22 protein-coding genes and 1 pseudogene are annotated in these 24,298 nt (G+C 64.5%); 12 read left to right on the top strand and 11 right to left on the bottom strand.

Annotation, left to right across the window (positions count from 1 at the left end):
- Window positions 1-70: 70 nt before the first annotated feature.
- Window positions 71-862 (top strand): annotated as a pseudogene (locus PPL01S_RS08655) (TonB-dependent receptor); the annotation flags it as partial.
- A 55-nt stretch (window positions 863-917) separates the two neighbouring features.
- Here PPL01S_RS08655 and PPL01S_RS24570 read toward each other — a convergent pair.
- The 3 genes from PPL01S_RS24570 to PPL01S_RS08645 form a co-directional block, all read right to left on the bottom strand.
- The gene (locus PPL01S_RS24570) at window positions 918-1,115 is read right to left on the bottom strand and encodes a hypothetical protein (RefSeq protein ID WP_081833305.1); all 198 of its coding nucleotides are present in this window, start codon (window positions 1,113-1,115) and stop codon (window positions 918-920) included.
- Between the two features lie 181 nt (window positions 1,116-1,296).
- A complete protein-coding gene (gene aguA / locus PPL01S_RS08650) occupies window positions 1,297-2,403 on the bottom strand; it encodes an agmatine deiminase (protein WP_028625525.1) in 1,107 nt (368 codons plus the stop codon).
- 140 nt (window positions 2,404-2,543) lie between these two features.
- Entirely contained in the window at window positions 2,544-5,444 is a 2,901-nt protein-coding gene (locus PPL01S_RS08645; RefSeq protein ID WP_016394180.1) for an aminotransferase, read from the bottom strand.
- 191 nt (window positions 5,445-5,635) lie between these two features.
- On the opposite strand from PPL01S_RS08645, the gene rfbC reads away from it, so the two are divergent.
- Genes rfbC through PPL01S_RS08620 form a run of 5 tightly spaced genes read left to right on the top strand, consistent with a single transcriptional unit; the run spans window position 5,636 to window position 10,750 of the window.
- The gene (gene rfbC / locus PPL01S_RS08640) at window positions 5,636-6,181 is read left to right on the top strand and encodes a dTDP-4-dehydrorhamnose 3,5-epimerase (RefSeq protein WP_016394179.1); all 546 of its coding nucleotides are present in this window, start codon (window positions 5,636-5,638) and stop codon (window positions 6,179-6,181) included.
- Window positions 6,178-7,038: a dTDP-4-dehydrorhamnose reductase gene (rfbD, locus tag PPL01S_RS08635; protein WP_028625526.1), complete on the top strand. Its 861-nt coding sequence runs from the start codon at window positions 6,178-6,180 to the stop codon at window positions 7,036-7,038. The genes rfbC and rfbD overlap by 4 nt, the downstream gene beginning before the upstream one ends.
- A gap of 39 nt (window positions 7,039-7,077) precedes the next feature.
- Window positions 7,078-8,892: a sensor histidine kinase gene (locus tag PPL01S_RS08630; protein WP_028625527.1), complete on the top strand. Its 1,815-nt coding sequence runs from the start codon at window positions 7,078-7,080 to the stop codon at window positions 8,890-8,892.
- The gene (locus PPL01S_RS08625) at window positions 8,889-10,298 is read left to right on the top strand and encodes a sigma-54-dependent transcriptional regulator (RefSeq protein WP_028625528.1); all 1,410 of its coding nucleotides are present in this window, start codon (window positions 8,889-8,891) and stop codon (window positions 10,296-10,298) included. Before PPL01S_RS08630 ends, PPL01S_RS08625 begins: the two co-directional genes overlap by 4 nt.
- Window positions 10,295-10,750, top strand: a complete 456-nt coding sequence (locus PPL01S_RS08620) for a thioesterase domain-containing protein (protein WP_016394175.1) — start codon at window positions 10,295-10,297, stop codon at window positions 10,748-10,750. The genes PPL01S_RS08625 and PPL01S_RS08620 overlap by 4 nt, the downstream gene beginning before the upstream one ends.
- Window positions 10,751-10,793: 43 nt before the next feature.
- On the opposite strand, the gene cysQ is transcribed toward PPL01S_RS08620, so the two are convergent.
- Both cysQ and nudE read right to left on the bottom strand, forming a co-directional pair.
- Complete coding sequence (cysQ, locus tag PPL01S_RS08615) at window positions 10,794-11,621, bottom strand: 3'(2'),5'-bisphosphate nucleotidase CysQ (RefSeq protein WP_016394174.1); 828 nt, start codon at window positions 11,619-11,621, stop codon at window positions 10,794-10,796.
- Window positions 11,618-12,184 (bottom strand): ADP compounds hydrolase NudE, encoded by a 567-nt coding sequence (gene nudE, locus PPL01S_RS08610; protein WP_016394173.1) that lies wholly within the window; start codon window positions 12,182-12,184, stop codon window positions 11,618-11,620. The genes cysQ and nudE overlap by 4 nt, the downstream gene beginning before the upstream one ends.
- Before the next feature lie 64 nt (window positions 12,185-12,248).
- Between nudE and yrfG the strand changes: the two genes are divergently transcribed.
- On the top strand, window positions 12,249-12,911 hold the full coding sequence (gene yrfG, locus PPL01S_RS08605) for a GMP/IMP nucleotidase (protein WP_028625529.1): 663 nt from the start codon (window positions 12,249-12,251) through the stop codon (window positions 12,909-12,911).
- Window positions 12,912-13,001: 90 nt separating this feature from the next.
- On the opposite strand, the gene lysM is transcribed toward yrfG, so the two are convergent.
- A complete protein-coding gene (gene lysM / locus PPL01S_RS08600; protein WP_028625530.1) occupies window positions 13,002-13,442 on the bottom strand; it encodes a peptidoglycan-binding protein LysM in 441 nt (146 codons plus the stop codon).
- 175 nt (window positions 13,443-13,617) lie between these two features.
- Between lysM and fdhD the strand changes: the two genes are divergently transcribed.
- The 3 genes from fdhD to PPL01S_RS08585 all read left to right on the top strand — a co-directional run bounded on the left by fdhD (window position 13,618) and on the right by PPL01S_RS08585 (window position 17,532).
- Window positions 13,618-14,448, top strand: coding sequence for a formate dehydrogenase accessory sulfurtransferase FdhD (gene fdhD, locus PPL01S_RS08595; RefSeq protein WP_028625531.1), 831 nt, complete (start codon window positions 13,618-13,620; stop codon window positions 14,446-14,448).
- A 5-nt stretch (window positions 14,449-14,453) separates the two neighbouring features.
- Window positions 14,454-16,799 (top strand): FdhF/YdeP family oxidoreductase, encoded by a 2,346-nt coding sequence (locus tag PPL01S_RS08590; protein ID WP_016394169.1) that lies wholly within the window; start codon window positions 14,454-14,456, stop codon window positions 16,797-16,799.
- 253 nt (window positions 16,800-17,052) lie between these two features.
- On the top strand, window positions 17,053-17,532 hold the full coding sequence (locus PPL01S_RS08585; RefSeq protein WP_016394168.1) for a YMGG-like glycine zipper-containing protein: 480 nt from the start codon (window positions 17,053-17,055) through the stop codon (window positions 17,530-17,532).
- 53 nt (window positions 17,533-17,585) lie between these two features.
- Here the strand turns inward: PPL01S_RS08585 and PPL01S_RS08580 are convergent, their stop codons facing one another.
- The 4 genes from PPL01S_RS08580 to PPL01S_RS08565 all read right to left on the bottom strand — a co-directional run bounded on the left by PPL01S_RS08580 (window position 17,586) and on the right by PPL01S_RS08565 (window position 21,431).
- Window positions 17,586-18,026: an acyl-CoA thioesterase gene (locus PPL01S_RS08580; protein WP_016394167.1), complete on the bottom strand. Its 441-nt coding sequence runs from the start codon at window positions 18,024-18,026 to the stop codon at window positions 17,586-17,588.
- A gap of 134 nt (window positions 18,027-18,160) precedes the next feature.
- Window positions 18,161-19,702, bottom strand: coding sequence for a phosphoenolpyruvate carboxykinase (locus PPL01S_RS08575; RefSeq protein ID WP_016394166.1), 1,542 nt, complete (start codon window positions 19,700-19,702; stop codon window positions 18,161-18,163).
- Between the two features lie 179 nt (window positions 19,703-19,881).
- The gene (gene hslO, locus PPL01S_RS08570) at window positions 19,882-20,781 is read right to left on the bottom strand and encodes an Hsp33 family molecular chaperone HslO (RefSeq protein ID WP_016394165.1); all 900 of its coding nucleotides are present in this window, start codon (window positions 20,779-20,781) and stop codon (window positions 19,882-19,884) included.
- A 248-nt stretch (window positions 20,782-21,029) separates the two neighbouring features.
- Window positions 21,030-21,431, bottom strand: coding sequence for an RNA-binding S4 domain-containing protein (locus PPL01S_RS08565; RefSeq protein WP_016394164.1), 402 nt, complete (start codon window positions 21,429-21,431; stop codon window positions 21,030-21,032).
- A gap of 109 nt (window positions 21,432-21,540) precedes the next feature.
- On the opposite strand from PPL01S_RS08565, the gene rimB reads away from it, so the two are divergent.
- Both rimB and rimK read left to right on the top strand, forming a co-directional pair.
- Window positions 21,541-22,023: a retropepsin-like aspartic endopeptidase RimB gene (gene rimB, locus PPL01S_RS08560; protein WP_016394163.1), complete on the top strand. Its 483-nt coding sequence runs from the start codon at window positions 21,541-21,543 to the stop codon at window positions 22,021-22,023.
- On the top strand, window positions 22,020-22,925 hold the full coding sequence (gene rimK / locus PPL01S_RS08555; protein ID WP_008099005.1) for a 30S ribosomal protein S6--L-glutamate ligase: 906 nt from the start codon (window positions 22,020-22,022) through the stop codon (window positions 22,923-22,925). Before rimB ends, rimK begins: the two co-directional genes overlap by 4 nt.
- A 48-nt stretch (window positions 22,926-22,973) precedes the next feature.
- Here the strand turns inward: rimK and PPL01S_RS08550 are convergent, their stop codons facing one another.
- Window positions 22,974-24,287, bottom strand: coding sequence for an ATP-binding protein (locus PPL01S_RS08550; RefSeq protein ID WP_016394162.1), 1,314 nt, complete (start codon window positions 24,285-24,287; stop codon window positions 22,974-22,976).
- Window positions 24,288-24,298 lie beyond the last annotated feature (11 nt).

Genomic DNA, 24,298 nt, shown 5'->3' with positions numbered 1-24,298 from the left:
CCAGGAACGGAGTTACGAAGTGATACATACGTAAAGACAAGTCTTTACGAATAGCCGAGCAACAGCAAATCGTTTCGACCAGTTCGAGGTGGAGACCACCAACAAGCTGCGCGACCTCACCGAGAAGCAGGACAGCAACAGCACCAGCCCGCGCATTGGCGTGGTCTATACGCCGTGGCGCGATCATTCGTTCTACGCCTCGTGGAGCAAGACCTTCTCGCCGGTTGGCGGCGGCCTGATCGGCATCACCCCGGGCGCCCCCGGCAACGCCAACGACACCAGCCCCGAGCAGACCCGGCAGAAGGAAATCGGGGTGAAGAGCGACTGGCTGGATCAGCGCCTGACGACCACCCTGGCCATCTATGAACTGGAGCTCTACAACCGCCGCACGCGCGACCCGAACAACCCGGAGATCACCCAGCTGAGCGGCCTGCAGCGTTCGCGCGGAGTCGAGCTGACGGCCACGGGCAACATCGTTGGCAACTGGTACGTGCGCGGCGGGATCGGCCTGCAGGACGCCACCATCGTCGAGGACAACAATGGCCTGGAAGGCAACCGCATCAACGATGTGGCCAAGCGCAACGGCAGTCTGTTCGTGACGTGGAAACCGGAGCTGGGCTGGTACGCCGAAACCGGGTTGACCCTGGTGGGCGAGCGTTATGCGGATAACCAGAACACCACGCTGATGCCGGGTTATGGGCGTTGGGATGCGTTGGCGGGGTTCCGCACCCGCGATTGGGATGTGCGGGCGGCGTTGAGCAACATCGCCGACAAGACCTACTACAGCTCGGCGACCAGTGCGGCGCAGATTCAGCCTGGGGATCCACGTAGCCTGGTGGTGACGGGGACCTACAGCTTCTGAGGGTTGTCTGCACCGGCCTATCGCCGGCAAGCCGGCGATGGGGGCAGCGCTTGTTTCAGTGCCAGACACCCATGAGCGCTTCGAACTCCGCATCGCTGATCAGACCTTGCGGATAGCGGCCGTCAAGCAGACGTCGTGGGTCGGTCGTCCTGATCCTGTTGCTTCCCTGGTGTTTCAGCCACCGCTTCAGCGTGCCGAGCGGTTGGCGATTCACGGATGATGGGCGCAAAGCCGTCTCACTTGCTGCATTCATGTCTACACGTACTCCTAAGCCCGTGAGCGGCTAATCTACGTCGTGATTGTTACAGGACGGATATCCGACCCTCAAAGTTAACTCCCTGAAATCAATACAAAAGATATGCCATTTGGACCACCGGATATCGCACCTAAAAAAAAAGCCCGTCATCTGACGGGCCTTTTCGTTCAACGCTGGATCAACGCTTGACCGGCGCCGGTTGCTGCTGGGTCAGGCAGTGGATGTTGCCGCCACCCAACAACAGCTCACGGCCAGGGATCATCACCACTTCGTGGTCTGGGAAGACCTTGGCCAGGATCGCTCTAGCCTGGGCATCCGCCGGGTCGTCGAAGCTTGGCGCGATGATGCCGCCATTGACGATCAGGAAGTTCACATAGGAGCCGGCCAGGCGCACCGATGGGTCGCGCTCCTGGCTGCCAGCCACGTGATCGACACCGGCACATTCTTCTTCGGTGGCGAACAGCGGGCCCGGGATCGGCATCTTGTGCACCACGAACTCACGGCCTTTGGCGTCACGGCTGTTTTTCAGCACCTCATAGGCCGCGTGGCAGCGTGCGTAGTTGGGGTCGTTGGAATCATCGGTCCAGGCCAGTAACACTTCGCCTGGGGCGACGTAACAGCAGAAGTTGTCGACGTGGCCGTCGGTTTCGTCGTTGTACAGGCCGTCCGGCAGCCAGACGATGGTTTCCACCGCCAGGTGCTCGCGCAGGATCTCTTCGATCTGCCCGCGGTTCAGGTGCGGGTTGCGGTTGCGGTTGAGCAGGCACTCTTCGGTGGTGATCAGGGTGCCTTCGCCGTCGACGTGGATCGAACCGCCCTCGAGCACGAAGCCCTCGGTGTGGTAGCGCTGGCTACGTTCCATTTCCAGGACCTTGGCCGCCAGTTCCTCGTCACGGTTCCACGGCGCATACAGGCCGCCATCGAAGCCACCCCAGGCATTGAAGCCCCAGTCCACGCCGCGCACTTCGCCGGCATCGTTGATCACGAACGTCGGGCCGGTGTCGCGCACCCAGGCATCATCGTTGCTGATTTCCACCACGCGGATGTTCGGCAAGTCGAGCTGGCGACGGGCGTTTTCATACTGGCCGGCGGAAACGGCGACGGTCACCGGCTCGAACCGGGCGATGGCCTTGGCCAGGGTCACGTGGGCAGCCTGTGCGGGCTTGCCACCCAGGCGCCAGTTGTCCGAACGCTCTGGCCAGACCATCCAGACCTGGCTTTGCGGCGCCCACTCGGCAGGCATGTGGAAGCCGTCGGCACGTGGCGTGGAGTTGAGGGTTTTCATCGGTAACCTCTGGGAAGAAGGGAAGGCATGGCGATTTTATACCCGATATATATCGACAATAAAAGCTAACCAACCAACCGTTAAGGAATAAAAAAAGCCGCGCAAGTCGATAACAATCGACATGCGCGGCTTGACCGTTGTTACAGGTCTTCCGACAGGATGCGATCGACGCTGTCGACAAAGTAGTCGACGCTCGCCCGCGTGGTACACATCGGCGGCTTGATCTTGAGGATGTTCAGGTAATCGCCGGTGGGCTGCATGAAGATGCCCAGGTCGCGCAGGCGGTCGCACAGCACCATGGTCTCTTCGGTAGCGGGCTCCAGGGTCTGGCGGTCGCGTACCAGCTCCAGCCCCAGATAGAACCCGGTGCCATGGGCCGCACCGGCAAGCGGATGTTTATCGACCAGCGCCTGCAAGCGCGCCTTGAAGTAGCGGCCGGTATCACGGGTGTTCTCCCACAACCCCTCCTCCTTCATCACATCCAGCACCGCCATGCCGATGCGGCAGCTGACCGGGCTGCCGCCCGCCGAGGAGAAGAAGTAGCCCTCCGCCTCCAGCGCCTCGGCGATTTCGCGGCGGGTGATGACGACGCCCAGTGGCTGACCGTTGCCCATGCCCTTGGCCATGGTGATGATGTCGGGCACCACGCCCTGCTCCTCGAAGCCCCAGAAGTATTCGCCCAGGCGGCCATAACCGACCTGCACTTCGTCGGCGATGCACACGCCGCCACGCGCGCGCACCTTGGCGTAGGCCTGCTGCAGGTAGCCCGCAGGCAGCGAGATGCCACCGGCGTTGCCATACACCGGCTCGCAGATCATGCCCGCCAGCTGACGGCCACGGGCATCGAGGTCGGCAAGCTTGGCATCGACGTCGCGCAGGTAGTCGGCTGCGCTGTCGGCACCGCGGTAACGACCACGGAAGGTATTCGGTGCCTCGACCGGGTGCACCCAGTCCGGCCGGGTTTCCAGGGCCTGCGGGTTATCGGCGATGGAGGTGGAGATGGCATCGGTGGCCATCGACCAGCCGTGGTAGGCCTCCAGCACGCTGATCAGGTCGCGCCCGCCGCTGTAGGCCCATGCCAGGCGAATCGCCAGGTCGTTGGCTTCGGTACCGCTGTTGACCATGAACACCCGGTCGAAGCCCGCGGGTGCCAGTTCGAGCAGGCGCTCGGAGAACTCGGCGATGGCGGCATAGTGGAAGCGCGAGTTGGTGTTGAGCAGCGACCATTGCCGCGCCGACTCGGCGGCCATGCGCGGATGGCCGTGGCCCAGTACCGCGACGTTGTTGAGCATGTCCAGGTAGGAGCGGCCCTGCATGTCGATCAGGTAGTTGCGCCAGCCCCGCTCGATCTGTGGCGGCTGGGCATAGTAGTGCTTCTGCGAACGGGCGAAGCTGGCATCGCGTCGGGCCAGCAGGGCCTGCGGGTCGGCCAGCGGCTCGGCATCGCAATCAAAATCCAGCAGCGCTGCCGGCGACGGGCATAGCGCCAGCCAGGCGGCGGCCTGAGATGGCTTGGCGAAGAACGGTGGCTGAATGTCGCCCTCCATGCACAGCTGCACATTGAGGAAACCACAGCTGCTGCCCAGGGTCTGCTCCTTGGCCACGGCCTGGCCATCTGCCGGGGCCTCTTCCAGACCGCTCAGCCACAACGTCCAGCCTGGCGTGCGCAGGCAACCGCGGCCGTCGCCCTGGCGCTGCCAGGTGCCCGCCTGCGGCGCCTGTACCACGGTGCCGTTGGGCACATGCAGCTCGACGCCCAGGGCGCAGGTGGCCGGCTCATCGGCGCGGTCGACATGGGTTTGCGACAGGCGGTACTGCCCGTGCAGGCTGCAAGCCGGCGCGGGTTGCGCCGTCAGCAGGTGCTGATCGAACCCCGGTTGCTCCCAGTTGCCGGCTTCGCAGTGGCTGCTGAGCACGCCCAGGTCGACCCGACTCACCGCCTGCCCGGCCAGCTCCGGGAGCAAAGGCGCGCAACCGGCCAGTTCCGGCGCGCCCGCTTCGACCCCGGCGGCCTGCAGGATGGCGGCCTGCATCAGGGCAAAAGGCACGGCAGTGGCGGTGTCGAAGATCTCCCATTCGTGGGCGATGTTGTCGCGGATGTACTGGTTGCCCGGGTCCACGGCCAGTTGCTGCTCGCTGCTCAGCACCAGCACGGCGGCGCGGTTCAGCACCAGCGGCCAGAGGGCGCGCAGCTCGGCTTCGCCCAGCGGGTTGACGGCCTGGTAGGCACGCACCGCCGGCAGGATGCGCAGCGGGTCGCCCTCGGCATGGTGCAGCAAGGCTGCGCAGGTGACCGAAAGGTCGGCGATACGCCAGGTCCGCAGCAGGTCGCCGAAGTCGATGACGCCCTGCAGCTGCCATTGGCGCTGGTCATCACGGGCCCACACGGCGTTGTCGTCGGTGATGTCCAGGTGCACCGCCTGGCTCGGCAGTTGCCCCGCCAGCGGTGCCAGTTGCGCGCCAGCCTGGCGCGTGGCCTGTTCGATGCGGGCGCGTTGCGCAGGATCCTGCACCACCGGCAGCAGGTGCTCGATCAGTGCCTGGGCATGCTGCGGGTCCCATTGCAGGGTACGCACCAGGCCCGGGTGATCGAAGCCGGCCAGCGCCGCGTCGACGCGGGCGCAGAGCGCGCCCAGTTCAGCCATCAAGCGCGCCGGCATGTGCTTTATTCGAGTCAGCGGCTGCCCCTCGATATAATCGAGCAGCCGTGCGCGCAGCGGTTGCCCGTCGATGTCCAGCGCCAGCAAGGCCTGCCCGTCACGCGCCGGACGCACGGCAGGCACCGGCACACCCTGCTCGCGCAGGAAGGCCAATGCCGCATGCTGCGCCTCCAGTTCCACCTGGGCATAACTGCCATGGCAGACTTTGAGCACATAACGCCCCTGGCCCGTGTCCAGCCGGAAGTTCAGGTCCTGCTGGCTACCCAGGGCGCTCAGGCTGCCGGCAAGGTCATAGTGCGCCTGCAGCAAGGCATGGGCCTGGGCTTCGCTCAGCGAAGGGCTGGGCAGGCTGGAACGCTGGATCAGGGTGCTGAGGGGCATGAAGATGAAACCTCTTTTACTTTTCGCTTATCTCGCCACTGCCAAGGCCGATAAACAAGTGGCAAAGATGAAATGATGACCATGCGTCAACGCGCAGATCATTCGAGAAACTAGGCTGCAAAGGGCCAAGGGCGGCAAACTGCACATGACCGGTACGGTCCAATTCTGAGCACACTGGTCAAAGAATCGCCATGAACATAATCGCTACTGAAATTCCCGACTTGCTGATCATCGAACCCAAGGTCTTCGGCGATAGCCGCGGATTCTTCCTCGAAAGCTTCAATGCGCGCGATTTCGCCAGGGCGACCGGCGTCGAGGCGCGTTTCGTGCAGGACAACCACTCACGCTCCCAGCGCGGTGTGCTGCGCGGGCTGCACTACCAGATCGACAACCCCCAGGGGAAACTGGTGCGGGTCACCCAGGGCGAAGTGCTCGACGTGGCCGTGGATATCCGCCGCAGTTCGCCGACGTTCGGCCGCTGGGTGGCTGCCCGCCTCAATGCCGACGACCATCGCCAGTTCTGGATCCCGCCAGGGTTTGCCCATGGCTTCCTGGTGCTGAGCGAGTCGGCCGACTTCCTCTACAAGACCACCGACTACTACAACCCCGCTGCCGAGCGCTGCATCCGTTGGGATGACCCGCAACTGGCGATCGACTGGGGCCTGGAACTGCCGCCCTTGCTGTCGGCCAAAGACCAGGCAGGTGCGCTGCTGGCAGATGCGGACCTGTTCCCATGAAAATTCTTGTCTGTGGCCACAATGGCCAGGTCGCCCAAGCATTGGCGACGCAACTGGCGGGCCTCGGCGCAATACACCTGCTGGGCCGCGACCAGCTCGACCTGGCCCGGCCGCAGGCACTGCGCGAACCGCTGCGCCGGCTGGCCCCCGACCTGATCATCAACGCAGCGGCCTATACCGCCGTGGACCAGGCCGAAAGCGAGCCCGAGGCTGCCTACGCGATCAATGCCGACGCGCCGCGCGTGCTGGCCGAAGAGGCGCTGCGCCTGGGTGCACCGCTGATCCACTACTCCACCGACTACGTCTTCGACGGCTGCAAGGCAACGCCCTACACCGAAGCCGACCGGCCCAACCCCTTGAGCATCTATGGCCGCAGCAAACTGGCAGGTGAACAGGCGATTGCCGCTGTCGACGGCGAACACCTGATCCTGCGCACCAGCTGGGTCTATTCGCTGCACGGGCGCAACTTCCTGCTGACCATGCAGCGCTTGCTGCAGGAAAAGCCGCAACTGCGTGTGGTGGATGACCAGATCGGTGCGCCGACCTGGGCGGCGAGCATCGCAACCAGCACCCGCGCCCTGATCGAACGCTGGCAAGCCGGCCAGGCCGGTGCCTGGGGCACCTACCACCTGACCGCACAGGGCGAGACCTCCTGGTTCGGCTTCGCCCAGGCCATCGCCGCGCAGCTCGAGGCCCGCGGCCTGCCCTGCGCCGAACTGCTGCCGATCCCCTCCAGCGAGTACCCGACCCCCGCGCACCGGCCACTCAACTCGCGCCTGGACTGCACACGTCTGGCCCGCGAATGGGACATCCACCTGCCGCATTGGCAGCAGGCGCTGATCGACTGCCTGAAGTAGCGCATAATTGCGCCAGACTCTTCTGGCGCATCCACGCAAATGATTGCAACACCGACGCCCCCACGCCGTCCCCGCTGGCGCAGCCTGGCCTTGCTGGCCCTGTGCCTGGCATCGCTGCTGTGGCCGCTGAACCACCTCGCCGAACGCTACTACCAGGACCAGTTGGCCTCGCAGAACCGCCAGACCCTCGACCTGTACGTGGCCAACCTGCTCGGCATCCTGCACCGCTACGAAACCCTGCCGCAGATCCTCGGCGAGCTGCCCGCCCTGCGCTCGGTACTGGCCGACCCGCTCAAGCTGGAAACGGTGACCAACGCCAACCGCCTGCTCAAGGACATCGCCCAGCAGACCGGTGCCGAAGTGATGTACCTGATGGACGTGCGCGGCAACACCCTGGCGGCCTCGAACTGGGACAAGCGCGACAGCTTCGTCGGCCGCAACTTCGCCTTCCGGCCGTACTTCAACGAAGCCATGGACGGCCACCTGGGGCGTTTCTTCGGTCAGGGCACCACCTCGGCCAAGCGTGGCTACTTCTTCGCCGCCGCCGTGCGCGAACGCGAGCGCATCGTCGGCGTGCTGGTGGTCAAGGTCGACCTCGACCACACCGAAACCCTGTGGGGCCGTACCCCCGAGCAACTGCTGCTGACCGATCACAACGGCGTGGTCATCCTCACCTCGCGGCCTGACTGGCGCTTTCGTGCGACCCGTCCGCTGACCGAGGCCGAGCGACAGGCCATCATCGCCATCCAGCCTTACCCGACCCAGGCGCCACAGCCCCTGGCGCTCAACCCGGACGCCTGGCTCACGCAAACCCGTGACATCAAGGAAACCGGCTGGCAGGTCAGCCTCCTGGCCCCGCGGATGCTGGTCGACCGTTCGGTACAAACGGTGATGGCCATCGGTGGTGCAGCGCTGCTGGTGTTGGTGCTGCTGGCCGGCCTGGTGATGCAGCGGCGCCGGCACTACATCGACCGCATCGGCTTCGAGGCCCGCGGCCGCCAGGAGCTGGAGCACCGCGTGGCACAGCGCACCGCCGACCTCGAAGGCCTCAACACCCGCCTCAAGAGCGCCGTGCTCGAACGCGAGAACGCCCAGCAGGAGCTGGTGCGGACCCAGGACGAGCTGGTGCAGGCGGGCAAGCTGTCGGTGCTCGGCACCATGTCGGCGAGCATCAGCCACGAGCTCAACCAGCCGCTCGCAGCGATCCGCAGCTACGCGGAAAACGCCGAGATCCTGCTCGATCACCAGCGCACCGAGGATGCCCGCGGCAACCTCAAGCTGATCGGCGAACTGACCGGTCGCATGGCGTCGATCATCGCCCACCTGCGCGCATTCGCCCGCCGCGACCGCCATGCACCGGAAAGCGTGGCCCTGCAGCCGGCGCTGGACGATGCCCTGGCGTTGCTGGCCAAGCGCCGCCGGGCGATGGCCGTGGAGCTGATCCGCGACCTGCCTGACGCCACCTTGTGGGTGCAGGCGGGCGAAACACGCCTGCGCCAGGTGCTTGGCAACCTGCTCGCCAACGCCCTCGACGCCTTGACCGAAAAGGCCAACCCGAGGCGCCTGTGGCTCAGTGCCGAAACCGGCGAGGGCTACGTCTACCTGTATATCCGCGACAATGGCCCGGGCTTCAGCCGCCAAGCCCTGGAGCACGCCAAGGAGCCGTTCTTCACCACCAAGACCCGCACCCAGGGCCTGGGCCTTGGCCTGGCCATCTGCGAAAGCCTGATGCGCGCCCTGGGTGGCGAACTGCTGCTGGCCAACCACCCGGAAGGCGGCGCCCTGCTGACCCTGCAACTGCGCATGGCAACGCCCGGCGCCAACCTGCAACCCACGGAGGACCCCTCGGCATGACGACCGAGACAGCGATCGACAGCCAGGCCCAGGTGCTACTGGTCGACGATGACCCGCACCTGCGCCAGGCCCTGAGCCAGACCCTCGATCTGGCCGGGCTCCAGGTGGTCGCCCTGGCCGACGCGCAGGGGCTGGCCGAACGCCTCGAGCCCGATTGGCCTGGCGTGGTGGTGAGCGATATTCGCATGCCCGGCATCGATGGCCTGCAACTGCTGGAACAGCTGCATGCGCGTGACAACGAACTGCCGGTGCTGCTGATCACCGGCCATGGTGATGTGCCACTGGCGGTGCAGGCCATGCGCGCCGGCGCCTATGATTTCCTGGAAAAGCCCTTCGCCAGCGAGGCCTTGCTCGACAGCGTGCGCCGCGCCCTGGCCCTGCGTCGGCTGGTGCTGGACAACCGCAGCCTGCGCCTGGCCCTGAGCGACCGCCAGCAGCTGGCCACCCGCCTGATGGGCCAGTCGCCCTCCATGCAGCGCCTGCGCGAGCAGATCGGCGCCCTGGCCGGGACCCGCGCAGACGTGCTGATCCTCGGGGAAACCGGGGCCGGCAAAGAAGTGGTCGCCCGTGCCCTGCACAACTTGTCCAGCCGCCGCGACGGGCCCTTCGTCGCCATCAATGCTGGCGCGCTGGCCGAATCGGTGGTGGAGAGCGAACTGTTCGGCCACGAGCCCGGGGCGTTCACCGGCGCGCAGAAGCGCCGTATCGGCAAGTTCGAATTCGCCAACGGCGGCACGCTGTTCCTCGACGAGATCGAGAGCATGAGCCTGGACGTGCAGGTGAAGCTGCTGCGCCTGCTGCAGGAGCGCGTGGTCGAGCGCCTGGGCGGCAACCAGCTGATCCCGCTGGACATCCGCATCATCGCCGCGACCAAGGAAGACCTGCGCCAGGCCGCCGACCAGGGCCGTTTTCGCGCCGACCTGTACTACCGCCTGAACGTCGCCCCACTGCGCATTCCACCGTTGCGCGAGCGCGGCGACGACATCCTGGTGCTGTTCCAGCACTTCGCCGATGCTGCCAGCCAGCGCCACGGCCTGGCCCCGCACAGCCTGCAACCGGCGCAGCGCGCCATGCTGCTGCGTCACGGCTGGCCGGGCAACGTGCGTGAACTGCAGAATGCCGCCGAGCGCTTCGCCCTTGGCCTGGAGCTGGCCCTCGACGGCGAGGTAAGCGCGACAGTGCCCGCTGCGACACCGATCCTGCTGGGCAACCTCAGCGAGCAGGTCGAGCGCTTCGAGCGCTCGCTGATCGCCGCCGAACTGGCCCAGCCCCATAGCTCCATGCGCAGCCTCGCCGAAGCCCTCGGCATCCCGCGCAAGACCCTGCACGACAAGTTGCGCAAACACGGCCTGCATTTCGAAGGTGGCAACAGCGGGCCCGACGACCACGAGGAAAACCGCCCATGAGTTCCGATAGCCAATACCTGCAGTCCGTTCTGCACGGCGACATCCCGCTGACCCGTGAAATGGGCATGGAGGTCATCGATTGGCATGCCCATACCCTGCGCCTGCAACTGCCGCTGGCTGCCAACGTCAATCACAAGAGCACGATGTTCGGCGGCAGCCTGTACTGCGCCGCAGTGCTGGTGGGCTGGGGCTGGCTGCACCTGCGCCTGCGTGAACTGGGTATCGATGACGGGCATATCGTCATTCAGGAGGGGCAGATCAGCTATCCGCTGCCGGTCACCGGCGCTGCGCTGGCACGCTGTACGGCGCCGGACGAGAAGACCTGGGAGCGGTTCCTCACGATGTACCAGCGCCGCGGTCGAGCGCGGCTGACGCTGGAGACCACGGTGAGCAATGCTGGCAGCGACGAGGCTGCCGTCAAGTTCAGCGGGCAGTACGTCCTGCACCGCTGATCATGCTTTGTTGGCCTTGCCGGCGATAGGGCCGGGCCTGCCTTCAGCGCTTGATATGCTGTTCGATGAACGCCTGCCGCCACACCGCCGCAGCAGGCAAGGCCAGGAAGAACGGGTTGAGCAGCGACTCGCGCGCGGGGTAACGGAACGGCAGGCCCTCCAGGTCGATCACCTCGCCCCCGGCGCCTTCCAGCACGCCCTGTGCAGCCGCGGTGTCCCACTGCGAAGTCGGCGCCAGGCGCGGGTAGCAGTCGGCGCTGCCTTCGGCCAGCAGGCAGAACTTGAGCGAGCTACCGATGTTCGCCAGCGCCAGCTCACCCACTGCAGTCCCCAGGCCAGCCAGCAACGCTTCCTGCTCCGGGCTGGAGTGGCGACGGCTGGCCACTACGGTGAAGCGGCCATCGGCAGGCGGCGCGTTGCGCACCTGGATCGGCAGGGCATCGCTGCCCGCGTCAGTGCGCCAGGCGCCCAGGGCACGACCGCCGAAATAGCAGCGCCCGCTGGTCGGCATCGACACCACGCCAAACACCACCTCACCGTTCTCGATCAAGGCGATGTTGACAGTGAACTCTTCGCTGCCGGCGATGAATTCCTTGGTGCCGTCGAGCGGGTCGACCAGCCACCAGCGTTGCCAGCCCTGGCGCGTGGCCAGGGGGATATTGCAGTCTTCCTCGGAAAGCACCGGAATCTGCGGCGCCAACGCCTGCAGGCCGTCGGCGATCACGCGGTGCGCCGCCAGGTCGGCAGCGGTCACCGGTGAGTCGTCGGCCTTGTTGGCAACAGCGACATCGGCGCGCCAGAACGGCAGGATCGCCTCGCCAGCCAGACTGGCCAGCTTGACCACTTCATGCATCAGTTGCTGGTCGTTCATGCCTCGAACAGCCCCCGCTGGATAAGCAGGTCACGGGCCAGGTACAGCGCCGCCAACGCCCGTCCTTCGGTGAACTGCGGGTGCATGGCCAGGGCCGAGAGCTCGCGTAGGTTGACCTTGTCGACGCGCATCGGCTCGGGCTCGTCGCCTTCCAGGCGCTCTTCGTACAAGTCACTGGCCAGCACCACCTGGATCTTCTGGCTCATGTAGCCCGGCGACAGCGACAGTTCGGTCAGGTGCTCCAGCTGGCGTGCGCCGAAGCCGGCTTCTTCCTTGAGCTCCCGGTCTGCCGCTGCCAGCACGTCCTCGCCCGGTTCGATCAGACCCTTGGGCAAGGACAGTTCGTATTCGTCGGTGCCGCCGCAGTATTCCTCGACCAGCACCGCGTGCTCGGCGTCGAGCATGGCCACGATCATCACGGCGCCATAGCCATTGCCACGCCCGACCAAGCGCTCGTAGGTGCGCTCGTTGCCGTTGCTGAAACGCAGCTGTACGGCTTCGACGCGGAACAGGCGGCTGCTGGCGACGATTTCGCGGCTGAGGACGGTGGGTTTCTGGCGCATGGGGCGGCTCCTTGGCGTGAACGGGTTACTATACCGTGGCTTGCCGACTGAACGAGAGTTTCCCATGCCTGTTCTTCCCTGGTCCGACATCGATACCGTCCTGCTGGACATGGACGGTACCCTGCTCGACCTGCACTACGACAACCGCTTCTGGCTCGACCACCTGCCCCAGCGCTACGCCGAGCTGCACGGAGTGAGCCGGGCCATGGCGGAAATAGAGCTGCAGCCGCTGTTCGAGCGTAATGCCGGCACACTGAATTGGTATTGCCTGGATTTCTGGAGCCGCGAGCTGAACCTGCCGATCCGCGAGCTCAAGCGCGAGATCGCCGACCTGATCGCCCTGCGGCCCGATGCCGACACGTTCCTGGCAGCGATCCGCCAGGCGGGCAAGCGCGTGGTGATGATCACCAATGCCCATCGCGATTCGCTGTCGCTGAAGCTGGAGCGGGTGGAACTGGCGCCGTATTTCGAACGGCTGATCAGTTCGCATGACTATGGGTATCCCAAGGAGAGTCCGCAGTTCTGGGATGCGCTGCAGGCGGATATCGGCTTCCAGCCGGGGCGCAGCCTGTTCATCGACGACACCCTGGCCATCCTGCGCAGTGCGCGGCGGTTTGGCGTGGCGCATCTCCTGGCGGTGCGCCAGCCAGACAGCCAGGCAGCGCCGCGCGATACCCAGGAGTTCGCGGCGGTCGAGGATTACCGGGACTTGCTGGTGGGTCTGTAAGGGCCTCATCGCCGGCAAGCCGGCTCCCACACAGACAATGAAGATCCTTGTGGGAGCCGGCTTGCCGGCGATGAAGCCTCTACGGATCCATCAGTCAGGAATACGCAGGACCTGCCCCGGATAGATCTTGTCCGGATGCTTGAGCATCGGCTTGTTGGCCTCGAAGATCTTGTTGTACTGGTTGGCATTGCCATACACGACTACGGAAATGGCCGACAGCGTGTCACCCGACTTCACGGTAACGAACCGCGCAGCCTTGACCACCGGCCCGGTCACGGTAATCTGGTCATCGACGCTGGCCACACCATTGATATTGCCCGCCGCCAGGATGATCTTCTCCTTCTCCTCCTGGCTGGCCACCTCGCCCTTGAGGGTGATCGTGTCACCCGTTACAGTGGCGGTGATGTTGGGGTTGCCCAGGCCGACACTCTCCACGTGTTTCTTCAGCTGCTCCTCGGCATTGGCATTGCCGGGGGTCAGCAGGTCGATCAACTTCTCGCCGGCTTCCTTCACGAAACTGAACAGACTCATGACGCGCTCCTTGTTGACGTTAACCTCGGAGCAAGGAGTCTAGGCCAGGATTGCCCTCCCCGCCCTCTGCGACCCATCGACGCGCTCTATCAAGGCATAGACCCTAGCGATTAGACGCAACCGGCGCACGCGCCTAGGCTGGTGCTATCGAACAGCCGCCGGTAGTCAGCCCCCGATGCAAAGCAAACCTCCGGTCTGCGCGGCCTCCACGCCCCTGGACATGCCCGCCGCCAGCAACACTTACGACTACGTGCAACTGAGCGACGGCGAGCGCGCCTGCACGCCACTGGCCGAAGAAGTCGCATTGGCCATCGCCTACAACGGCCTCAGCCAGGCGGTCATGCTGGTCAGCCCGACCGACCTGGAAGACTTCGCGGTCGGCTTCAGCGTCGGCAGTGGCATCGTCGACGGCACGGACGAAATCTACGACCTGAAACTCTCCGGCAGCGGTTCGGCGATGTACGCCGACCTGGAGATTTCCAGCCGTGCGTTCTGGAACCTGAAGAACCAGCGCCGCCAACTGGCCGGCACCAGCGGGTGCGGGTTGTGTGGGGTCGAAGCGCTGGAGCAGGCCTTGCCGGAACTGAACGCACTGGCAGGCGCACCCTTGCCGCCCGCGCAGTGGCTTGCCGGCCTGCGTGAACGCATCGACGCCTTCACCCCACTGGGTCGGCACTGCGGTGCGGTGCATGCAGCCTTGTTCATGAAGGCACAGGGCGAACTGCTGCTGGGTCGCGAAGACATCGGCCGGCACAACGCCCTCGACAAGCTGATCGGTGCCTTGCTGCGCCAAGGCATCAGCACCACCGGCGGCCTGGCCATCGTCACCAGCCGCTGCAGCCTGGAGTTGATCCAGAAAGTCCTGCGCGCCGGCATCCAGACCCTGGTCAGCCTGTCGGCACCGACCGGCCTCGCCCTGCAATGGGCACGCAAGCACAACCTCAACCTCATCCACCTGCCCAAACACAGTGCACCGCGGGTCTATAGCCCAGCGGCGGAGTCGTAACAGCCGTGACCTCGTACCAGAACCTTCCTGACAACGCCCCAGCCTCCTCCCCTCGTTACCAGCCCTACCACGGCCCTGCCGGCGGTTGGGGCGCGCTGCGCAGCGTGGCCAAGGCCTGGGTCGGCAGCGACAATGCGCTGAAGAACATCCGCGCGCTGCTCAAGACCAACCAGAACGGCGGCTTCGACTGCCCTGGCTGCGCCTGGGGCGACTCGCCGGAAAGCGGCATGGTCAAGTTCTGCGAGAACGGCGCCAAGGCGGTCAACTGGGAAGCCACCAAGCGCCGTGTCGACGCGGCCTTCTTCGCCCGCTACAGCGTGAGCGCGCTGCGCCAGCAAAGCGACTACTGGCTCGAATACCAGGGCCGCCTGACCGAACCTATGGCCTACGACCCGGCCAGCGACCGCTACCGGCCCATCGCCTGGGACGCTGCCTTTGCCCTTATCGCCCGCGAACTGAACAAGCTGACCAGCCCGGACCAGGCCGAGTTCTACACCTCGGGGCGCGCCAGCAACGAAGCGGCGTTTCTCTATCAGCTGTTCGTGCGCGCCTACGGCACCAACAACTTCCCCGACTGCTCGAACATGTGCCACGAAGCCAGCGGCGTGGCCCTGGGGCAGAGCGTCGGGGTCGGCAAGGGCACGGTCACCTTCGACGATTTCGAGCACGCCGACGCGATCTTCGTCTGGGGACAGAACCCCGGCACCAACCACCCGCGCATGCTCGACCCGCTGCGTGACGCGGTGAAGCGCGGGGCCCAGGTGGTGTGCGTCAACCCGCTCAAGGAACGAGGCCTGGAGCGCTTCCAGCACCCGCAGAACCCACTGGAGATGCTCACCAACAGCGACCGCCCGACCAACACGGCGTTCTTCCGCCCAGGCTTGGGCGGTGACATGGCGATGCTGCGCGGCATGGCCAAGTTCGTCCTGCAATGGGACCGCGAAGCCCAGGCCAAGGGCGAGCCTGCCGTGTTCGACCATGTGTTCATCGCCGAGCATGGCCAGGGCGTCGACGCGTACCTGGCAGCGGTGGATGCCACGCCGTGGCAGCACATCCAGGAACAATCCGGCCTGGCGCTGGCCGACATCGAGCTGGCCGCACGCATGTACTGCCGGGGCAAGCGGGTGATCATGTGCTGGGCGATGGGCATCACCCAGCACCGCCATTCGGTGGCGACCATCCAGGAAATCGTCAACCTGCAGATGCTGCGCGGCAATATCGGCGCGCCCGGTGCCGGCTTGTGCCCCGTGCGCGGCCACAGCAACGTGCAAGGCGACCGCACCATGGGCATCAACGAGCGCCCGCCGCAGGCACTGCTCGATGCCATCGAAAAGCGCTTCGACTTCCCCGTGCCGCGTCACAACGGCCACAACACCGTCGAAGCCATCCACGCCATGCTCGAGGGCCGTGCCAAGGTCTTCATCGGCCTGGGCGGCAACTTCGCCCAAGCGACCCCGGACACCGAACGTACCGCCCAGGCCCTGCGCAACTGTGCGCTGACCGTGCAGATCAGCACCAAGCTCAACCGCAGCCACCTGATCCACGGCCAGCAGGCGCTGATCCTGCCGTGCCTGGGGCGCACCGACATCGACCTGCAGTCCGAAGGGCCGCAGGCAGTCACCGTGGAAGATTCCTTCAGCATGGTTCATGCCTCCAATGGCCAGTTGAAGCCGCTGTCGACACAGATGCGCTCGGAGCCGGCCGTCATCGCCGGCATCGCTGCCGCCACCCTTGGCAAGCACCCGGTGGACTGGCACTGGCTGGTGGCCGACTACGACCGCATCCGCGACCTGATCGGCGACACCATCGCAGGCTTTCGCGACTTCAACCAACGCCTGCGCCAGCCGGGTGGTTTCCACCTGGGCAACAGCGCCGCCAACCGGCAATGGAAGACCGCCTCGGGCCGTGCCAATTTCAAGCCCAACCTGCTGCCGGACACCCTGCTCGACGAGCGTGTGCGCGCCAGCGGGCAAGTGCCGGACCTGATCATGCAGTCGATGCGTTCGCACGATCAGTACAACACCACCATCTACGGCCTGGACGACCGCTATCGCGGCGTGCGCGGCCAGCGCGAGGTGTTGTTCGTCAACGAGGCAGACATCGTTCGTCTGGGCTTCCAGCCGGGGCAGAAGGTCGACATCGTCTCGCTGTGGGGGGATGAGCACGTGCGCCGTGTGCAAGGCTTCACCTTGCTGGCGTTCGATATCCCTGCGGGGCAGGCAGCGGCGTACTACCCGGAAGTGAACCCGTTGATCCCGCTGGAGAGCATTGGCGAGGGCAGCCATACGCCGACGTCCAAGTTCGTTGCAATCAAACTGGAGCGGGCGCGGGACGACGGGCGCATTCTTTAAACGATCACTGGCCCCATCGCCGGCAAGCCGGCGATGGGGCCCGTCGCAGCACCGCCAAAAACGAAAAAAGCCCTGATCCACGGGGGTCAGGGCTTCGTCACAAATATTTCAGACCTGCAATATTTGAGAAAGTTTCATCGCAAAAACAATAAGTTAGAAAATTGTGTACAACCCGTGCTACTCGTCGGATTTCAATTGCCACACGCATTCCAGAGCCTCAAATTCGCCTAGTCATCCCTATGAGGCTTTGTTGATGAAGAAGTACTCCTCGATTCTGTTGTTGTCTTTTAGCTTGCTCAGCGGCGTTGCCATGGCCGGTGGCAATACCGAGGCCGGCATTGGCGGCGCATTGGGTGGGGTACTCGGCTCCGTAGTGGGCAACTCCATCGGAGGCAGCACCGGCGGCGCCATTGGTGCCGGTCTGGGTGGTGCGGCCGGTGGTGCCCTGGGTGCCGACAAGCACCAGCGTGGCGAAGCCGCCGTAGGTGGCGCGCTGGGTGCCGCAGGCGGCAACGTGGTAGGTCGTTCGATGGGCGGCACCACCGGTAGCTACATTGGTGCAGCCGCTGGCGGCGGTATCGGTGGCGCGGCGGGTAACTACCTGGGCAACAAGGCCGATGAAGACGAGCGCCATGACGAGCGCAAGTACTACAGCCGCGGCTACCGGGACGGTCGTCATTATGACCGTGGTCGCCACTACGGCCACCGCAAGCACAAGCACTACCACCACTGATACCGGGATCACCACCCCGGTTTGAAAAGCCCCGCCTCGCCAGCGGGGCTTTTTCATGCCTGCGCGTCGAGCTGCAGGCCTGACAGGATGATCTGCAGCCCCTCGGGCAGCGGCACGGGCCTGCCAGTGGCGCGCTCGACGAAGACCTGCACCACCGACCCCGCCGCGCAGGCATCTGCCTCTCCAGGGCGGTACAGCGCCAGCCGGTACTCCACCGTGCTCCCTGCCAGGCGCGTGACACCCAGCCCCACCTCGAGCACGTCCGGGAAGCCCGGCAAGGCGTAGAAATCCGCCGCAGCGCTCACCACAAAGGCCGCCAGCGCACCCTCGCGCAGGTCGAACGCTGCCTGTTCGACCAGGAAGGCCTGGATGGCGGTCTCGAAGAAACCGTGCACGCTGGCACCGGCAATGTGGTCGTTGTGGTCGTTGTCCTGGGGGCGGGTGAGGATCGGGTGGAAATGGGAGAAGGCAGTGCGGTTGGGGGATTCGATCATCTGGCTGACTCATAGCGGCGCAAGGGGGGCTACCAGTGAAACAGAATTTCCGGATCTTGGGGTGGCGATAGGGCCCGAACAGGCACAAAAAAGCCGCCCCAGAGGGCGGCTTTCTCGTTGCGGTCGGGCTCAGCTTACAGCTGAGGCCCCGCGGCCTTGATGGCCTCGGATACGTCGAACTTCTTGAAGTTCTCAGTGAACAGCTTGGCCAGGCCTTTCGCAGCTTCGTCGTAGGCAGCCTTGTCAGCCCAGGTATTGCGTGGGTTGAGCAGCTCGGTCTCGACGCCCGGAACGGCCTTCGGCACGTCCAGGTTGATGATGTCCAGGTGCTCGGTTTCCGCACCGACCAGAGCACCGCTCTGGATCGCGGCGATCACGCCACGGGTAGTCGGGATGCTGAAGCGCTTGCCGACGCCGTAGCCGCCACCGGTCCAGCCGGTGTTGACCAGGTAGACCTTGGAGCCGAAGGCATTGATACGCTTGATCAGCAGCTCGGCGTACTCGCCGGCCGGACGCGGGAAGAACGGTGCGCCGAAGCAGGTGGAGAAGGTCGACTTGATGCCGCCGCCCGAACCCATTTCAGTGGAACCGACCAGCGCGGTGTAGCCGGACAGGAAGTGGTAGGCCGCCTGCTCGTTGTTCAGGATCGAAACAGGAGGCAGAACACCGGTCAGGTCGCAGGTCAGGAAGATGACCGCGTTCGGCTCGCCACCCAGGTTGGCTTCGGCGCGCTTGGCGACGTGCTCCAACGGGTAGGCGGCGCGGCTGTTCTGGGTCAGGCTGACATCGGCGTAGTCGGCGTGCTTGTTGGCGTCGAGGACGACGTTTTCCAGCACGGCGCCATGCTTGATGGCTTTCCAGATGACCGGCTCGTTCTTCTCGGACAGGTCGATGCACTTGGCGTAGCAGCCGCCTTCCATGTTGAAGACAACGCCTTCGCCCCAGCCGTGCTCGTCGTCGCCGACCAGGTAACGGCTTTCGTCGGCCGACAGGGTGGTCTTGCCAGTGCCGGACAGGCCGAAGAACAGGGTCACGTCGCCTTCTTCGCCGATGTTGGCAGCGCAGTGCATCGGCAGCACGTCAGCGGCCGGCAGCAGGAAGTTCTGCACCGAGAACATGGCTTTCTTCATTTCACCGGCGTAACGCATGCCAGCGATCAGCACCTTCTTCTTGGCGAAGTTGATGATCACGCAGCCGTCGGAGTTGGTGCCGTCACGCTCAGGTTCGCACACGAAGTTGGCGACGTTGAGGATCTGCCACTGGTCGCGGCCAGCCGGGTTGAACTGCTCCGGGTTGATGAACAGGCAACGGCCGAACAGGTTCTGCCAGGCGGTCTGGGTGGTCATCTTCACCGGCAGGTAGTGCTCGGCGGCAGCCCCTACGTGAACGTAGGAAACGAAGTGATCCTGGGCGTTGTTGAACGCCTCGACGCGGTCCCACAGGGCATCGAACTTGTCGGCCGGGAACTTGCGGTTGATGGGGCCCCAGGCGATGGCGGCCTGGGTGGAAGGTTCTTCGACGATGAAACGGTCAGCCGGCGAACGGCCAGTACGGTGGCCAGTTTCGACTACCAGTGCGCCAGTATCGGCCAGCACGCCTTCACCGCGGGACAGCGCTTCTTTAACCAGCTCATCGACGCTCAGGTCGGTGTACACGGTGTTGTTGGCTTGCGTCATGAGATACCCCATCCGGCCCGAGGCCGAGTGCTCCAAACGTTTTGTAGTTGTCTGTAAAAAACTACTACAGCGAAAAAAGTGGCCGGATTATGCCAGAAACGCCCAAAAAAAGTAGGCCCCTCCTGTCGTAACCGCGCTTTTGCGCAATTAGACAGGAGTTTTACCTGTAGTTAACCGTTTCAGTGGCGAGTTTCTGAGGCCGTGTCGGTGCCGCCACCGGCAAAGAGTTGCGCGACATCGCTGGCATCGAAGAAATAGCGCTCGTTGCAGAACTGGCAATCGATCTCCACCGTGCCGCCGCACTCCTCCACCAGTTGCTTGGCATCGTGCTCGCCAAGACTGACCAGCGCATTGCCGGAACGTTCGCGCGAGCAGCTGCAATTGAAGCGCAGGGGATGGATATCGAACAGGCGCACGGCGTCTTCGTGATAGAGACGGTGCAGCAGGGTTTCGTTGTCCAGGCTCCACTCTTCGGACTTGAGCGTTGTAGCCAGGGCCACGACGTGCTGCCAGCTCTCCTCTCGCTCTTCATCGTCAGGTTGACGATCGCGCGGCAGCTGCTGAAGCAGCAGACCACGCGCCTTGCCGTCCTGCGCGTTGAGCCAGAAGCGGGTGTTGAGCTGCTGCGACTGCACGAAGTAGTTGGTGAAGCACTCCGACAGATTGGCACCGTCCAGATCGACAGTGCCCTGGTAGCGCTGGCCCTTGACCGGATCGACCGTGAGGGTCAGGTGCCCGTCCGGCATCAACTGCGAAAGGGTCGCGTCAGCCGGAATCTGGTCCTCTTCGTAGCGGGCCATGCCGCGAATGTCGCGCTCGCCCGAGCACTCGACCATCAACAGCGGGATCGGCCCCTGCGAACGCGCTTGAAGAATCAGCAGACCGTCGAACTTCATCGCCCCCACCAGCAAGGCAGTGGCTGCCATGAGTTCACCCAGCAGCGTTTGCACGGGCTGCGGGTATTCGTGACGTGCCAGCACCGAGGCGTAACTGTCATCGAGAGACACCCACTCGCCGCGCACGTCGCGCTCGTCGAAGATGAATCGTTGGGTGAAATCGGTATCCGGCAAATCGCTCATAGGTTTTGGCTATCTGAAATAATCACTAAAGGGTTACACGGGCATGCGACATGGCGCGCGCTGCTGCTATCGCTCTACTGTGTTTCTGGATATGGCCATTTGGCCAGATCTTGTGCATGACTTTCGACGAGTGGCTGTTCCCACAAGATTTGTACTATGTGGTGACTGATGCGCTGTTTTCCAAGTGGCATCAATGTCGGGGCTGCTCTGCAGCCCTATCGCCGGCAAGCCGGCTCCCACAGGCCCACTCAATCGAAATTGCCATGCAGCTGGTGGATCTGCCGCCGCTGCTTCTTGTTCGGCCGACCATCGGTCGTCATACCCAGCGCGCCGGCCTTGCGCATCTCTGCCGCCTGCTCACGGCGGCGCACACTGTCCTCGGTCTCTTCATACAAGGTCTGGGCCTCCGGAGCGCCCCTGCGCACCACAGACAGCGCCTTGACCACCACCGTGCGCTCATCGAAGCCGGTGCGCAGGACCAACTCGTCGCCCACCCGTGGCTCCTTCCCCGGCTTGCAGCGCTCGCCTCGGCAATGCACCTTGCCGCTTTCGATCGCCGCCTTGGCCAGTGCCCGGGTCTTGTAGAAACGCGCCGCCCACAGCCACTTGTCCAGGCGAACCTTGTCGTCGTCTTCGGCTTTTTGTGCCATCCCGTTTCCTCGAATGCTGTCTTTCATCGAACTGTACTACCGTAACTGACGGATGCAAAAAGTGCCCGCCGTGCTTACAGTTCACCACCTCATTCGCAGGGTGTGATTCGTGAAGACATTTGACCATCTGAAAGTGATCGGCCTGCGCGAGTGGGTCGCCTTGCCCGACCTCGGCGTGGCGGGGCTGCGCGCCAAGATCGACACCGGCGCCAGCACCTCCAGCCTGCATGCCACCGACGTCGAGCCGTTCGAGCGCAACGGTGAGGCCTGGGTACGCTTCACCGCCCACCTGGGTTCGGTGGTGCAATTGCGCCACCGCCGTTGCGAGGCACCTTTGGTCACCATGAAGAACATCAAGAGCTCCAACGGCCAGGCCCAGACCCGCTATGTCATCCGTACCGCGCTGGCGCTGGGCGACGGTGTGTGGGAGGTCGAGTTCACCCTGGCCTGCCGCAAGAGCATGCGTTATCGCCTGTTGCTCGGCTCGAAGGCACTGATTCGCGGCCAGTTGGTGGTCAACCCTGGCCTCAAGTACGTCCAAGACAAACCGGCCTTTCCGGCAACCCTTTCCCCTGTCACAGGTGCTGCATGAAGATCGCTGTGCTGTCGCGCAATCCGCGTCTGTATTCCACCCGCCGCCTGGTCGAAGCCGGTATCCAGCGTGGCCATGAAATGGTGGTGATCGATACCTTGCGGGCCTACATGAACATCGCCAGCCACAAGCCGCAGATCCACTACCGTGGCAAGCCGCTGGAGGGCTTCGACGCAGTGATCCCGCGTATCGGTGCCTCGGTGACCTTCTATGGCTGCGCGGTCCTGCGCCAGTTCGAAATGATGGGTGTTTACCCGCTCAACGAATCGGTGGCCATCGCCCGCTCGCGGGACAAGCTGCGCTCGCTGCAGTTGCTGTCGCGACGCGGTATCGGCCTGCCGATCACCGGTTTCGCCCACTCGCCGGACGACATTCCCGACCTGATCCAGATGGTCAACGGCGCGCCGCTGGTGATCAAGGTGCTCGAAGGTACCCAGGGCATCGGCGTGGTGCTGTGCGAGACCACCCAGGCGGCCGAGTCGGTGATCGAAGCCTTCATGGGCCTGAAGCAGAACATCATGGTCCAGGAGTACATCAAGGAGGCCGGCGGTGCCGACATTCGCTGCTTCGTGGTGGGCGACAAGGTGATCGCTTCGATGAAGCGCCAGGCCAAACCAGGCGAGTTCCGCTCCAACCTGCACCGAGGCGGTGTCGCCAGCCTGATCAAGATCACCCCTGAAGAACGCATCACTGCGATTCGTGCGGCCAAGGTGATGGGCTTGAGCGTGGCGGGTGTGGATATCCTGCGCTCGAACCATGGGCCGTTGGTGATGGAGGTGAACTCCTCGCCGGGGCTGGAGGGGATCGAGGTGACCACCGGCAAGAACGTGGCCGGGATGATCATCGAGCATCTGGAGAAGAATGGCGGGCCGAATCAGACTCGGACCAAGGGCAAGGGTTGATTCAAGGGCCCTGATCGCCGGCTTGCCGGCGATCAGGGCCAGCGAAAATCAGACAGCATTACGCGGTAACAAAAGCCCCAACGGCAACCGCACCCGCGCCTCGATCCCACCGCCGGACCGATTGCGCAACTCCACATTCCCCCCATGCTGCGCCGCGATCCGCTTGACGATCGCCAGGCCCAGCCCGGTGCCCTTGCCACCCCGGGCTCGGTCTCCACGAATGAACGGGTTGAAGATGGTCTCCAGCTCCGATTCGTCGATCCCGGTACCTCGGTCGAGCACACTGAGCACTACATAAGGCGCACTCTCGTCACCCGACACATAGGCGGCCACTTCGACCCCTTTGCCCGCATGGTGCAGGGCATTGCCGATCAGGTTGCCGAGCATGCGCTTGAGCGATATCCGCCGCAGCGGGAACGGCGGAATCGGCTCCAGGCACAGGCGCACACGCTCCACAGGCTGGTTGTAGGGCGCCACCACCTCGCGCACCAGGTCGGCCAGGTCGACCTCCTCCACCGGCTCGTCGCGGCCATCGCGGATGAACGCCAGGAACTGGTCGAGAATCGCGTCCATGTCCTCGATGTCGCGCACCATGTCATCGCTCAGCTCGTTGTCGCTGTCGAGCAAGGACAGAGACAAGCGCAAGCGCGTCAGCGGCGTGCGCAGGTCGTGGGAAACCCCCGCCAGCATCAGCTCGCGCTCACGCCCGGCCTGTTCGACGTCCTCGGCCATCTGGTTGAAGGCCCGGTAGACCTCAGTCATCTCGCTGGGCGTGTCGCTGATCGGCAGGCGCACGCTGCGTCCCTGGCCCAACTGGCGAGCGGCGAACACCAGGCGCTTGAGCGGCTGGTTGAGCTGGCGCACGAAGATCCACGCCGAGGCGGTGGACAACAGCCCGATGGCCAGGAACCAGCCCAGCACGTTCCAGATCTTCTGTCCGCGCAGCGGGTGGGGATACAGCGGCACTTTCAGCCAGCCAGGGCCCAGGCTCGGGGCGTTGACCCACAACGCCGGCGGCGCATGTATGCGCAGGCGCACTTCGGTGTCTTCGCCCAGCTCGGCCTGCATCTGCCGCTGGTAGATTTCGCTGTAGGGCCAGTGTTGCTCGCCTTCGGGAACGCCAGAGCCGGTCACCCGGATCAGGCCGGCGGCCTCGGCGATCTTGTCGCGGTTCTCTTCATCGGCGGCCCAGTAGGCGCGCAAGGTCAGTGCCACACCGTGGCTGTACTGACGATCGACCAGCACGTCCTCGTTCATCAGCAGGTAGACCAGGGTCAAGGCCTTCGAGAACAGGACGACGATCAATACCAGCCACAGGGTGCGGGCAAAGAAACTCTGCGGGAACCAGACCGGTGTCTTCATCGATGGCAAGG

Source organism: Pseudomonas plecoglossicida NBRC 103162 = DSM 15088 (genome assembly GCF_000730665.1).
GTDB classification, from domain to species: Bacteria; Pseudomonadota; Gammaproteobacteria; order Pseudomonadales; family Pseudomonadaceae; genus Aquipseudomonas; species Aquipseudomonas plecoglossicida.
Note: the sequence above shows the minus strand (reverse complement) of the source record. Positions and strands in the feature narration are given on the sequence as shown.